At 60.6% G+C, this 13,387-nt stretch carries 10 protein-coding genes; 5 read left to right on the top strand and 5 right to left on the bottom strand.

Annotated features, from left to right (window positions below; all coding sequences use genetic code 11):
- Positions 1-256 precede the first annotated feature (256 nt).
- The 3 genes from ACK4FZ_RS04435 to ACK4FZ_RS04425 all read right to left on the bottom strand — a co-directional run bounded on the left by ACK4FZ_RS04435 (position 257) and on the right by ACK4FZ_RS04425 (position 4,472).
- Complete coding sequence (locus tag ACK4FZ_RS04435; protein WP_409818445.1) at positions 257-1,876, bottom strand: electron transfer flavoprotein-ubiquinone oxidoreductase; 1,620 nt, start codon at positions 1,874-1,876, stop codon at positions 257-259.
- A gap of 96 nt (positions 1,877-1,972) precedes the next feature.
- Entirely contained in the window at positions 1,973-3,166 is a 1,194-nt protein-coding gene (locus tag ACK4FZ_RS04430) for a CaiB/BaiF CoA transferase family protein (protein ID WP_409818433.1), read from the bottom strand.
- A 118-nt stretch (positions 3,167-3,284) separates the two neighbouring features.
- On the bottom strand, positions 3,285-4,472 hold the full coding sequence (locus ACK4FZ_RS04425; protein ID WP_144372361.1) for an acyl-CoA dehydrogenase: 1,188 nt from the start codon (positions 4,470-4,472) through the stop codon (positions 3,285-3,287).
- Positions 4,473-4,623: 151 nt separating this feature from the next.
- Between ACK4FZ_RS04425 and ACK4FZ_RS04420 the strand changes: the two genes are divergently transcribed.
- Positions 4,624-5,409 carry an IclR family transcriptional regulator gene (locus ACK4FZ_RS04420; RefSeq protein ID WP_409818432.1) on the top strand — a complete coding sequence of 262 codons (786 nt, stop codon included), beginning with the start codon at positions 4,624-4,626 and terminating at the stop codon, positions 5,407-5,409.
- Between the two features lie 59 nt (positions 5,410-5,468).
- Here ACK4FZ_RS04420 and ACK4FZ_RS04415 read toward each other — a convergent pair whose 3' ends face one another.
- On the bottom strand, positions 5,469-5,897 hold the full coding sequence (locus ACK4FZ_RS04415) for a CBS domain-containing protein (RefSeq protein WP_409818431.1): 429 nt from the start codon (positions 5,895-5,897) through the stop codon (positions 5,469-5,471).
- A 135-nt stretch (positions 5,898-6,032) separates the two neighbouring features.
- Complete coding sequence (gene argB, locus ACK4FZ_RS04410) at positions 6,033-6,905, bottom strand: acetylglutamate kinase (protein ID WP_144372358.1); 873 nt, start codon at positions 6,903-6,905, stop codon at positions 6,033-6,035.
- Between the two features lie 166 nt (positions 6,906-7,071).
- On the opposite strand from argB, the gene ACK4FZ_RS04405 reads away from it, so the two are divergent.
- The 4 genes from ACK4FZ_RS04405 (at position 7,072) to ACK4FZ_RS04390 (ending at position 13,301) form a co-directional block, all read left to right on the top strand.
- On the top strand, positions 7,072-7,737 hold the full coding sequence (locus tag ACK4FZ_RS04405; RefSeq protein ID WP_409818430.1) for a TetR/AcrR family transcriptional regulator: 666 nt from the start codon (positions 7,072-7,074) through the stop codon (positions 7,735-7,737).
- Positions 7,738-7,766: 29 nt separating this feature from the next.
- The gene (locus ACK4FZ_RS04400) at positions 7,767-8,843 is read left to right on the top strand and encodes an efflux RND transporter periplasmic adaptor subunit (protein ID WP_409818429.1); all 1,077 of its coding nucleotides are present in this window, start codon (positions 7,767-7,769) and stop codon (positions 8,841-8,843) included.
- A gap of 11 nt (positions 8,844-8,854) precedes the next feature.
- The gene (locus ACK4FZ_RS04395) at positions 8,855-11,914 is read left to right on the top strand and encodes an efflux RND transporter permease subunit (RefSeq protein WP_409818428.1); all 3,060 of its coding nucleotides are present in this window, start codon (positions 8,855-8,857) and stop codon (positions 11,912-11,914) included.
- Positions 11,915-11,993: 79 nt separating this feature from the next.
- Positions 11,994-13,301, top strand: coding sequence for a TolC family outer membrane protein (locus ACK4FZ_RS04390; protein WP_409818427.1), 1,308 nt, complete (start codon positions 11,994-11,996; stop codon positions 13,299-13,301).
- The last annotated feature ends 86 nt before the right edge of the window (positions 13,302-13,387 follow it).

Raw genomic sequence — 13,387 nt, 5'->3', positions numbered from 1 at the left:
GAGCCAGACACTTACACCTATCGGTTATTTGGTTTGTTTAAAGAGCGGTGCTGACTTCGTTTCGTTTGCGTCGTCAGCTGAGGAGGCGAACTATACCCACCCCGCCCTGGGCCGTCAACACCTCGAGCACAAAAAAGTGCAAACAATTGCATAAGTAGCTGATTTGCAAAGGTAGCAAAAAGCAAAAAGGTTGGCCGCATGCGGCCAACCTTTCCGAACTCGCATGAAAAAGCCCGGCTGGCACCGGGCTGTGAGCTTACATATTGGGGTAATTCGGGCCGCCACCGCCTTCCGGCGTGGTCCAGTTGATGTTCTGGGTGGGGTCCTTGATGTCACAGGTTTTGCAATGCACGCAGTTCTGCGCGTTGATCTGCAGCTGCGGTTTGCCTTCTTCGCGGCCAACGATCTCGTAAACACCCGCCGGGCAGTAGCGCTGTTCCGGTGCATCGTACTGTGCCAGGTTGATGCGGATCGGGGTGGCGGCGTCCTTCAGTTTCAAGTGTGGCGGCTGATCTTCGCTATGGTTGGTATTGGAGATGAATACCGACGACAGACGATCGAAGGTGAGCACGCCATCCGGCTTCGGATAGTTGATCGGGCTGCATTCGTCTTTGCGCTTCAGGCATTCGTGGTCGTGGTGCTTGTGACGCAGCGTCCACGGCGCTTTGCCTCGGAACAGATAGGTATCGATAGCCGAGTAGATCATCGCCGGCCACAGGCCCCAGCGGAACGACGGGCGGATGTTGCGCACGCTGTGCAGTTCGTCGAACAACCAGCTTTGCTTGAAGGCCTGGGTGTAGGCCACAGCCTCGCCACCCTGGCTGTCCGGCTGAGCGGCCAGCAGGTCGAATACGGCGTCGGCGGCCAACATGCCGGACTTCATCGCGGTGTGGGTGCCCTTGATCTTGGGCACGTTGAGGAAACCGGCGGTATCGCCCACCAGTACGCCACCCGGGAAGGTGAGCTTGGGAATGCTCTGCAAGCCGCCTTCGGAAATGGCACGCGCACCGTAGGACAAGCGACGGCCGCCTTCAAATACACCCTTGATGGCCGGGTGGGTCTTGAAGCGCTGGAATTCTTCGTACGGCGACAAGTAGGGGTTCTGGTAATCCAGACCGACCACGAAGCCCACGACGACCTGGTTGTTTTCCAGATGGTAGAGGAAGGAACCACCGTAGGTGCTCTGGTCCATCGGCCAGCCGGCGGTGTGGGTGATCTTGCCGGCTTCGTGCAGCTCGGGCTTCACTTCCCACAGTTCCTTGATACCGATACCGTAGGTTTGCGGGTCGGCCTCGGCGCGCAGCTGGAAGCGTTCGAACAGGCCTTTGGTGAGCGAACCACGACAGCCTTCGGCAAAGATGGTCTGCTTGGCCCACAGCTCGATGCCCGGTTCGCCTTCCTGGTCGCCGTTCTTGCCGGTGCCCACATTGCCGGTGGCCACGCCTTTGACCGAGCCATCGGCATGGAACAGTACTTCGGCAGCGGCAAAGCCGGGGTAGATCTCCACCCCCAGCTCTTCGGCCTGCTGGCCCAGCCAGCGACAGAAGTTACCCAGGCTAATGATGTAGTTGCCGTGGTTGTTCATCTGCGGCGGGGTCGGCAGCTGGATGGACTCGGTTTCGGTGAGGTACAGGAAGCGGTCGGACTTGGCCGGCGTGTTCAGCGGCGCGCCTTTTTCTTTCCAGTCGGGGATCAGCTCGTTCAGGGTACGCGGCTCCAGCACGGCACCCGACAGGATATGGGCGCCGATCTCGGAGCCCTTTTCCAGCAGACAGACACTGATCTCCTGGCCCTTCTCGGCGGCCAGCTGCTTCAGACGGATGGCTGCGGACAGGCCGGAAGGCCCGCCACCGACTACCACCACGTCGTATTCCATGTATTCGCGTTCCACCGCTTCTCCTTTGCGCAGGGGGAGGATTGATTTGCCCAATGATGCAATGATTGCACCGGCACGTCAAAATCAAACAAGCGTTTAAACGGTGCCGTTTGCCTTCAGTTGTGCAATTGCCGCAGCGTCATAACCCAATGCCGACAGCACGCTGTCGGTGTGCTGGCCCAGCTTGGGCGGCGGCGCATCGTAGCGCGGCGGTGTGCCGGACATCTTGATCGGGCACGCCACTTGCGGCACGTCCTGGCCTTGCGCGTCCTTCAGGTGCAGCTCCATTTTACGGAAACGGATCTGCGGGTCGGTAAAGGCTTCGTCTACGGTATTGATCGGGCCGCACGGCACACCAGCAGCATCCAGCAGCTTCAACCATTCGTCGCGCCCACGGGTGAGGAAAGCTTCGGCCAGCTGTGGCACCAGCAGGTCGCGATGCCGCACACGCTGCGGGTTGCTGGCAAAACGCTCGTCTGCGGCCAACTGTGGCAGGCCGATCAGTTCGCAAATGGCGCGGAACTGCTTGTCGTTACCGCACGCCAGGATGAAATGGCTGTCACCAGCGGTGCGGAACACCTGGTAAGGCACGATATTGGGATGCGCATTGCCCAGCCGTGGCGGCACTTCGCCGCCCACCAGCCAGTTCATGTTGACGTTGGCCAGCATCGCCAGCGAGCAATCAAACAAAGCCATATCGATATGCTGGCCTTCGCCAGTGCGGTAGCGCGACAGCAAGGCTGCCTGTACCGCATTGGCCGCGTACAGGCCGGTAAACAAGTCGGTCACCGCCACACCAACCTTGTGCGGCTCGCCGTCGGCCGGGCCGGTAATGCTCATCAGGCCGGACATGCCTTGCACGATGTAATCGTAACCAGGCAGCTCAGCGTAGGGGCCGGTCTGGCCAAAGCCGGTGATCGAGCAGTACACCAGCCCCGGGTTAAGCGCGCGCAGGCTGTCGTAGTCGAGGCCGTATTTCTTGAGGCCGCCCACCTTGTAGTTTTCCAGCAGCACGTCGGCTTCGGCCGCCAGTTGCCGCACGATGGCCTGGCCGGCGGGCTGGGTGATGTCCACCGTCAGCGACTGCTTGCCACGGTTGGCCGCCAGATAATACGCCGCCGTGCCATCCGGCAGGCTGGGCGGCGCCCATTGCCGGGTATCGTCGCCGCTGCCCGGGCGTTCTACCTTGATGACTTCCGCGCCCAGATCGGCCAGCAGTTGGCCGGTCCACGGGCCGGCCAGTACGCGGGTAAGGTCCAGCACCTTGATGCCTGACAGTGCACCTGACATGTTCGTCTCCTGTTTGATGGGCTGCCTGCAAAAAAACAGGCCCGGATTGCAGCCGGGCCTCAAGGACAGACAGGAACCAACATCCCGCCGGGGTGAAGCCCGCCGGCGGGACATCACATCAGGCAAATGCCTGAATACCGGTCTGGGCGCGGCCCAGAATCAGGGCATGCACATCGTGCGTGCCTTCATAGGTGTTGACGGCTTCCAGGTTCATCACGTGGCGGATGATGTGGAATTCGTCGCAAATGCCGTTGCCGCCGTGCATGTCGCGCGCAATGCGGGCGATGTCCAGCGCCTTGCCGCAGTTGTTGCGCTTGATCAGGCTGATCATTTCCGGCGCGGCACGGCCTTCATCCATCAGGCGGCCAACGCGCAGCGCGGCTTGCAGGCCGAGGCTGATCTCGGTCTGCATATTGGCCAGTTTCAGCTGCACCAGCTGGGTGGCGGCCAAAGGACGGTTGAACTGTTTGCGGTCCAGCGTGTACTGGCGGGCGCCGTGCCAGCAGAACTCGGCAGCGCCCATGGCACCCCAAGCAATACCGTAGCGGGCTTTATTGAGGCAGCCGAACGGGCCTTTCAGGCCTTTGACGTGCGGCAGCAGCGCGTCTTCGCCCACTTCCACGTTGTCCATCACGATTTCACCGGTGATGGAGGCGCGCAGCGAAAACTTGCCTTCGATCTTGGGCGCGGACAGGCCTTTCATGCCTTTTTCCAGTACGAAGCCGCGGATCTCGCCTTCGTCGTCCTTGGCCCACACCACGAACACGTCGGCGATCGGGCTGTTGGTAATCCACATCTTGCTGCCGTGCAGCACGTAACCGCCGTCCACTTTGCGGGCACGGGTTTTCATGCCGGCCGGGTCGGAGCCGGCGTCCGGCTCGGTGAGGCCGAAGCAGCCTACCCATTCGCCGCTAGCGAGCTTGGGCAGGTATTTGTCTTTTTGCGCGTCGGTGCCGTAGGCCCAGATCGGGTGCATCACCAAGCTGCTCTGTACCGACATGGCGGAACGGTAGCCGGAATCCACACGCTCTACCTCGCGGGCGATCAGGCCGTAGGCCACGTGCGACAGGCCGGCGCAGCCGTGGCTGTCGATGGTGCAGCCCAGCAGGCCCAGCTCACCCATCTCGCTCATGATCTCGCGGTCGAAACGCTCTTCGCGGTTGGCGGTGAGCACGCGCGGCAGCAGTTGTTCCTGGCAATAGGCGAAGGCGGTATCGCGCACCATGCGCTCTTCGTCGGTGAGCTGGTCGTTCAGCAGCAGGGCATCGTCCCAGTTGAACGGTGCGCGATTCGAGGTAGCGGCCATGCAATTCTCCTTTGCTTAGTTCCGCATTGCGGAATTTAATTCTGTATTGCAAAATAGACTAGCAAGGCACCTGCCGTGTGTAAAGTTTTTTGTGGGAGCACGGCGCGCACTGCACTATTCTTGCCACTCTTCAGATAGGAGCATTGCCACCATGTCGCTTATCCCGCAGGAAGAAGAAGGCAAAGACCGCTTGTTCGTCGAGGCACTGGCGCGCGGTTTGCGCGTGTTGTCGGCGTTCCGGCCGGGCGAGTCCGCGCTATCGAACCAGGTGCTGGCACAACGCACCGGCCTGCCCAAATCCACCGTGTCGCGCCTCACCTATACGCTGACCAAGTTGGGCTACCTGTCGCAGGATGCCGACAGCGGCTTTTACCGCCTGGGCCTGGCGGTACTGGCGCTGGGTTCGGCGGTGCTGGGCAGCTACGACATCCGCCGCGTGGCCGCGCCGCTGATGCGCGACTTCGCGCTAAAGCACACCATTTCGGTAAGCCTGGGCATGCGCGACGGCAGCGATATCGTGTACCTGGAAACCTGCCGCAGCCAGGCACGGGTATCGGTCCAGCTTAGCGTCGGCTCGCGGGTGCCGCTGGCCAGCACCGCCATTGGCCGCGCCTGCTACAGCAGCCTGAGCGCCACCGAACGCGAACTGGCCGACGCCGACATGGCCGCGCGTTACGCTGCCGACTGGCCGCTGGTGCAAGCCAAACTGGAACAAGCGCGGCAGCAGGTAGTGCAGCGCGGCTATAGCGAATCGTTCGGCGAGTTCGAGCGCGACGTGATGGCGGTCGGCGTGGCCCTGCCCTCGCCTGCGCCTGGCCAGGGCAGCCTGTGCCTGAACGCCAGCGGCCCGGCGTTTGCGTTTGACGCAGACACCATGCGCAACCAGATCGCCCCGGCGCTGATGCAGCTGGCGCGCCAGATCGTACCCGGTGCCTGAAACGGCAAAGGTTGGCCGCAAGCGCTGCGGCCAACCTTTGTTTTCATCCCACATTCCGCTCAAGCGCGGATGTAGTTCACCAGCTGTTCGATGACAAACTGCTGCTCTTCGATGGTGGCACGCACCAGATCGCCAATCGACAGCATGCCCACTACCTTGCCGCTTTCCATTACCGGCAAATGGCGGAAGTGCTTTTCGGTCATCAGCGCCATGCATTCGGCCACGCTCTGTTCAGGGCTAACGTACACCACCTTGCTGGTCATGATGTCGCGCACCTTGGTGCCGGCCGAGGTACGCCCTTGCAGCACGATGCGGCGAGCGTAGTCGCGCTCGGAAAAAATCCCCAGCACATCGCCCATGTCCATCACCAGTACGGCGCCGATATCGTGCTCGGCCATCAGCTGCAGCGCCTGAAACACAGTGGCATCCGGGCCGATGTGGATCAGCTCGACCGATTTGTTGTCCAGTAACTGTCTGACTGTCTGCATGGCTCCTCCGTATTGCACGTTTTAGGTAAAGCCGGCATCCATGACGCCGGCACTTCACTATAGCCAGCGCTGCGCATCTGCCAAATGCAAAAAAGGCTGCCCTCCGGCAGCCTTTTCCCTACGTCGATCAAGGACTTAGTTTGCCTTGATCATGGTGCCCACACCCGCGTCGGTGAGGATCTCCAGCAGCAGCGCGTGCGGCACGCGACCGTCGATGATGTGCACCGAGTTCACGCCGCTCTTGGCCGCATCCAGCGCCGAGCTGATCTTGGGCAGCATGCCGCCGCTGATGGTGCCGTCGGCAAACAGCTCGTCCACACGGGCGGCGGTCAGTCCGGTCAGCAGCTGGCCTTGCTTGTCCAGTACGCCCGGGGTGTTGGTCATCAACACCAGCTTTTCGGCTTTCAGCGTTTCCGCCAGCTTGCCGGCTACCACGTCGGCGTTGATGTTGTAGGCTTCGCCTTCGCTCCCCACGCCAATCGGCGCCACCACCGGGATGAAATCCTGGCTGTCCAGCAGCGAGACCAGGCTGGGGTCGATGTGTTCGATATCGCCCACCTGACCGATATCGATGTCTTCATCCGACTCCGACTTCAGGAACAGCTTGCTGGCACGGATGAAATGGCCATCCTTACCGGTAATGCCTACCGCTTTGCCGCCGTGTTTGTTGATCAGCGACACGATTTCCTTGTTCACCAAGCCACCCAGCACCATTTCTACTACGTCCATGGTTTCGCTGTCGGTCACGCGCATGCCCTGGATGAATTGGCCTTCCTTGCCCACGCGGTTCAGCAGATCGTTGATCTGCGGGCCGCCGCCGTGTACTACCACCGGGTTCAAGCCCACCAGCTTCAGCAGCACCACGTCCTTGGCAAAGTCTTCTTTCAGCTTGTCGTCGGTCATGGCATTGCCACCGTATTTCACCACGATGGTTTTACCGTTAAAGGAACGGATGTAAGGCAGGGCTTCGGCCAGGATGGCCGCCTTGTCCAGAGGGGCTACGCTCACGTCTGAATCTCCAAGTAGCGGGTAGTCGGATACACGGTTGCTGCACAGCAATAACTGTCAGGTGTTGCATTCTAACCATGTCGGTTAGTGAATATTGATTTATTAATTGATGCATCAGAGTGCTTGCTCTACATTGCACACTGAATTAATGAACCGATTTTCAGAAATGACAAACAAAGCTGACCAATCCACCTGCTGCCCGGTCGCCCGCTGGCGCCGCCGCAAGGAAGTCCGCCCCGCCGAAATCCTGGACGCGGCGCTGGCGCTGTTCGTGGAAAAGGGCTTCAAGACCACCAAGATGGAAGACATCGCCAAGGCGGCCGGTGTCACCAAGGGCACGCCCTATCTGTACTTTGAAAACAAAGAAGACATTTTCAAAGCCGTGGTGCGCGAAAACCTGGTTACCCGCCTGGCCAGCTTTGCCGAATTGGTACAGCAGTTCGATGGCAGTAGCGCCGATTTGTTGCGCCTGATGATGCGGCGTTGGTGGATAGAGGTGGGCGAGTCGCCGCTGGGCGGTATCTGCAAGCTGATGTTTGCCGAAGCCACCAACTTCCCCGAGCTGGCACGCTTTTACCACGACGAAGTGATCGAACCCAGCCACCAGATGCTGCTGCAAGTACTGCAGCGCGGCATGGCGCGCGGCGAGTTTCATTGCAGCAACCCGCATGCTGTCGCCGATACGCTTACGGCGCCCATGCTGCTCACCATGACCTGGCGCTGCTCGTTCGGACGCGTCATAACGGAATCTGCCCACCGTTCGTTACCGCCGCTGGACTACCTGGAGCTGTCGCTGGACTTGATGCTCAACGGTTTGAAAACACGCACATGAAAAACATGAACATCACGAGGAAACCCATCATGCCCCCCCACCTGCACCGCGCTGCCGTTGCCACAGCCCTGTTGCTGGCCCTGACTGCGTGCAAGGAAGACGTCAAGCCGGTAGAAGAAATCCGCCCGGTACGCTATACCGTCGCTGGCCAGGATCAAAGCCACGGTGTACGCAGTTTCAGCGGTGAAGTACGCGCCCGTCAGGAAAGCCGCCTGGCCTTCAGAGTGGCAGGCAAAGTAGTAGAAAAACGTGTCAACAGCGGCGACAGCGTACAAAAAGGCCAGGTACTGGCGGTACTGGACGCCAGCGACTACCAGCTGGACAGCCAGGCCAAACAAGCACAAGTCGCGGCCGCGCAGGCCAACCTGGCGCAGCAAGAGGCCGACCTCAAACGCTACCGCGAGCTGCTGACGCAGAACTTCATCAGCACCGCCCAGGTAGAGCGCCAGCAAACCGCAGTGCAAAGCGCCCGCGCCAGCCTGCAACAAGCACAGGCGGCGCTGTCAGCCAGCCGCAACCAGGCCAACTACACCCAGCTACTGGCTGACACTAACGGTATTGTTAGCGACATCACACTGGAGCCCGGCCAGGTGGTAGCTGCTGGGCAAGTGGTAGCACGTCTGGCCGCCGCCGGCGAACGCGAGGTACTGATCCAGGTACCGGAAAACGCAGTGGCAGCCTTTCGCAATGCCAGCGCCTTCCAGGTTCAGCTATGGGCTGATCGTCAGAACCTGCCCGCTACGCTGCGCGAACTGTCCGCCGACGCCGACCCGGCCACCCGCACTTATGCCGCCCGCCTGCAGCTGCAAAATACCCCCGCCGACATACGCCTGGGAATGACCGCGACAGTATTGGCCAACCTGCCCGGAACGCAGAAAAGTGGTATCCGCCTGCCACTGTCTGCCGTGCTGGATCAGCAAGGCAAACACTATGTATGGGTAATCGACCCCAAAACACAAAAGGTTGGCCGCAAAGCTGTCACCGTGGATGCGCCGGATAGCCAGGGCATCAGCATCCAGAGCGGCTTGCAAGGTGGCGAAAAGGTCGTTACTGCGGGCGTGCACCTGCTGCGCGACGGCCAGCGCGTCTCCTTGCTGGCGCAATAAGGACAGACACCATGAAGCATTCGTTGAATCTGTCCGAATGGGCCATCCGCAACAGCTCGCTGGTACGCTACCTGATGGTAGTGTTGATGCTGGCCGGCGTGTTTGCCTACACCCAGCTGGGGCAAAAGGAAGACCCCGAGTTCACCTTCAAGGCCATGATGGTACGCGTGCTGTGGCCTGGCGCCACGGCGCTGGAAACCGAGCAGCAAGTGACCTCGCGCATCGAAAAAAAGCTGCAGGAAATGGGCGAGCTGGAGAACGTCAAAAGCTACACCAAACCGGGTGAGGCGCTGCTGATCGTGACTATCCGCGAGGACGTTCCACCCAAGGACGTACAGCAGCTGTGGTACACGGTACGCAAGAAAATCGGCGATATCCGGCACACCTTGCCCACCGATATTCGCGGCCCCTACTTCAACGACGAGTTCGGCGATACCTTTGGCAATCTGTACGCCTTCACCGGCGACGGTTTCAGCTACGAAGACATACGCCAGTACGTTGAACAGGCGCGCCAGGAAATCCTGCGCGTACCCGACGTGGGCAAGGTGGAAATCATCGGTGAGCAGGAAGAGCGTATATACGTCACGCTGGATACCGCCAAGCTGGCCGGCTTGCAGCTGGACAGCAACCTGATCTGGAACGCGCTGGCAGCACAAAACAGCGTGGTCCCGGCTGGTAACTACGACACCGCCAGCGACCGTATCTGGGTACGCGTCAGCGGCAGCTACAACTCGGTAGATGCCATCGCTGCTACCCCGATCAGCAGCGGCGGCAAAACTTTCCGCCTGGGCGATATCGCCAAGGTCAGTCGCGAGTTCGTCAACCCGCCCAACTTTGGTATGCGCTTTGACGGCCAGCCGGCCATCGGCCTGGCCATCAGCATGAAAAAAGGCGGTAACGTACTGAAGCTGGGCAACAACCTGCAGCTGCTGATGGACGAGGTGAAGAGCAAGCTACCAGTAGGTATCGAGATCCACGCCGTGTCCGACCAGCCCAAGGTGGTAAAAAATGCCGTCGGCGAGTTCATGCGCTCGCTGATCGAGGCGGTAGTGATCGTGCTGGCGGTCAGCTTTTTCAGCCTGGGCATGCGCACCGGCATCGTGGTGGCGCTGTCTATCCCGCTGGTGCTGGCCATGACCTTCCTGGCCATGTACTTCCTGAACATGGACCTGCAACGCATCTCGCTCGGCTCGCTGATCATCGCGCTTGGCCTACTGGTGGACGATGCCATCATCGCGGTAGAGATGATGGCGCTGAAGCTGGAGCAAGGCTGGAACAAGTTCCAGGCCGCTACCTTTGCCTACACCAGCACTGCCTTCCCGATGCTGACCGGCACGCTGATTACCGCCGCCACCTTCCTGCCGGTAGGCATGGCCAAGTCCAACGCCGGCGAATACGTATTCAGCCTGTTTTCGGTGGTCAGCATTGCGCTGATCCTGTCGTGGATCGTCGCGGTGATCTTCACCCCCTATCTGGGTTATCGCCTGCTGCCGGAAAACATGGCCAACCATGGTCACGGCGACGTGTACCAGAAGCCATTCTACGTACGCTTCCGCCAGGCAGTGGAATGGTGCCTGGATCATCGCAAGACAGTGATTGCCATGACGCTGGGGGCCTTCATCCTGTCGATGGTGGCCTTCAAGCTGTTTGTTGCGCAGCAGTTCTTCCCCTCGTCCAACCGCCCGGAGCTGATGGTGGACATGTGGCTGCCACAGAGCGCCAGCTATGAAGCCACCGAGCGTGAAGTTCAAAAACTGGAAGCCGCCCTGAAAGGCGACGCCAATATCGTCAGCGTTACCAGCTATGTCGGCGGTGGCAGCCCGCGTTTCTACTTGCCGCTGGATCAACAGCAGCAGCACCTGAACTACGCCCAGTTGATGGTGATGACCAAAGACGAAAAAGTGCGCGAACAGGTAAAACACAAGCTGGAAAAACTGTTCGATAGCGACTTCCCGCTGGTACGTGGCCGTGTTACCCGGCTGGAAAACGGCCCGCCGGTGGGCTACGCGGTGCAGTTCCGCGTGATGGGTGAAGACCACGACAAAGTACGCGCCATCGCCAGCCAGGTAGAAACACTGGTGCGTAAGCACCCCGGTGCCCGCCACGTCAACAATGACTGGGGCGAACAAGCGCGCTCGCTGCGGGTGGAAATCGACCAGGACAAGGCCCGTACTTTGGGCATGTCCAGCCAGAGCCTGAGCCGCCAGCTGCAGATGATGCTGACCGGTGCCACCATTACCGAGTGGCGTGAAGGTGACAAGGCCATCGCCGTTACCGCACGGCTCACCGGCAACGAACGGCAACAGATCGAACAGCTGGGCAACCTGATGGTGCAGACCGCCAGCGGCCGTTATGTACCAGTATCGCAGCTGGCTACCGTACGCTACGCACCGGAAGAAAGCATCATTTGGCACCGTAACCGCCTGCCCACCATTTCGGTTCGCGCAGATGCCGCCGACGGCGTACAGGCAGCCGACATTTCCAATGACCTATGGCCCAAAATGCAGGCCCTGGAAAAAACCCTGCCGCTGGGCTACCACATTGAACTGGGCGGCTCGCTGGAAGCCAGCAAAAACTCGCAGGCTGCCATTGCCAAGGTGCAACCGCTGATGCTGGTGATCGTGTTTACCCTGCTGATGCTGCAACTGAAGAGCTTCCAGCGCAGCCTGTTGGTGGTGTTGACGGCACCTTTGGGCATGATCGGTGTCACGTTGACACTCATTCTGTTCAGCGCACCTTTCGGTTTTGTAGCCATGCTGGGCGTCATCGCACTGGCCGGTATGATCATGCGCAACTCGGTGATTCTGGTCGACCAAATCGAAAGCGACATCAGCGAGGGCATAGACCGCTTTGAAGCCGTGGTCGGCTCTACCGTACGCCGCTTCCGCCCCATCATGCTAACCGCACTGGCCGCCATCCTGGCCATGGTGCCGCTGACGCGCAGTACCTTCTGGGGCCCGATGGCCGTCGCCATCATGGGCGGCCTGCTGGTCGCCACGCTGCTGACCCTGTTCTTCTTGCCGGCGCTGTACGCCAGCTGGTTCAAGGTAAAGCGGCCGCAAATACATTAACCATTTAGCAGCTGAAAACCCCGCCATATTGGGTTATGGTGGGAGCTGCGATACAGTTTATATCTTTATGGAACGAGCGATGAAACAACGCCATCAGCTTATCTTGACCACCCTGCTGTCGCTGGGCATGGCTGCCAGTGCCCAGGCTTTCGACCTCAACGAAGCAGTACAGGCCGCCCGCAACTACGACGCCGGCTACGCCGGTGCCCGTGCCACGCTGCAAGCCGGTCAGGAAAAAGCGGTACAGGGCCGCGCCCAGCTGCGGCCAACCATCGGCCTGTCAGCCAGCCTGAACCGCACCGACTCGATGAAGCCGGATATCGCCGCCTATACCAGCCGCGAGCTGGGCTTGCAGCTATCGCAGCCACTGTTCGACGTCGCCAGCTACGGCGCCTACAAAAAAGGCATGATCGCCAGCGAGCTGTCCGGCGTGCAGTTCGATGCTGCTACCCAGCAGTTGATCGCCGACGTGGCCCGTGCCTATATCGACGTGCTACTGGCCGAAGACGTGTTGAACGTTACCCAAGCCACCAAGAAAGCCTACGACCGCCAGCTGGCACAGGCCAAGAAGGCATTCGAGGTCGGTACTGCCACCATCACCGACACCCACGAAGCGCAAGCCGGCTACGATGCCGCCCAGGCCAAGGAAATTGCCGCGGTCAGCGACCTCGAAATCAAGCGCAACACGCTAGCCAACCTGACCGGCTTGCCGCCGGAACGCATCAACCGCCTGCGTCATGAAAAGGCCCTGAGCAATGGCGATATCGGCACGCTGGACAGCTGGATCGCCCGCGGCGAAAGCGGCAGCCTGGCACTGAAATCGGCGCTGCAACAACAACTGCTGGCAGAGCGTACGCTGGAAGACGCGCGTGGCAAGCACCTGCCCACCGTCAGTCTGACGGCCGGGCTGAGCGATAGCTACAGCAACAGCCCTAGCAGCAAGCTGAGCAATCAGCAGCACACCCGCGGTAATAGCCTGGGCCTGAACCTGAGCCTGCCGCTGTACGCCGGTGGCGCCATCAGCTCGCAAGTAACGGAGGCCGCGGCCAACCTGGACAAAGCGCGCGAAGACGTAGAGGCTGCCCGTCGTCAGGTACGGCTAGACGTACGCCGCGCCTGGCTAGGTGTCAGCAACGGCGCGGCGCTGGTCAAAGCGCAAGAGCAGCTGCTGGTCTCCGCCAAGAGCAAGCTGGACTCCACCCGGCTGGGCAAGGACGTCGGTGTACGTACCAACCTCGACCTGCTGAACGCCGAGCGCGACTACCAGGACGCGGTACGCGGCCTGGCCGAAGCGCGCTATAACTACCTGTACGCCCGCCTGTCGCTGGCACAGGCTGCCGGCGAGCTGGACGACAAAGTCGTGGCCGATATCAACCGCTTCTTCTGATCCTCGCCACACCACAGCCAGAAACCCCGTTTGCCGCGGCAACGGGGTTTTTCTTCGCCCGTGGCCGCCTCCTGCCACAGCGATGC

It is taken from the genome of Vogesella sp., from assembly GCF_046297735.1.
Classification (GTDB): domain Bacteria; phylum Pseudomonadota; class Gammaproteobacteria; order Burkholderiales; family Chromobacteriaceae; genus Vogesella; species Vogesella urethralis.
The sequence above is the reverse complement of the archived record's forward strand: the minus strand, read 5'-3'. Positions and strand labels throughout refer to the sequence as shown.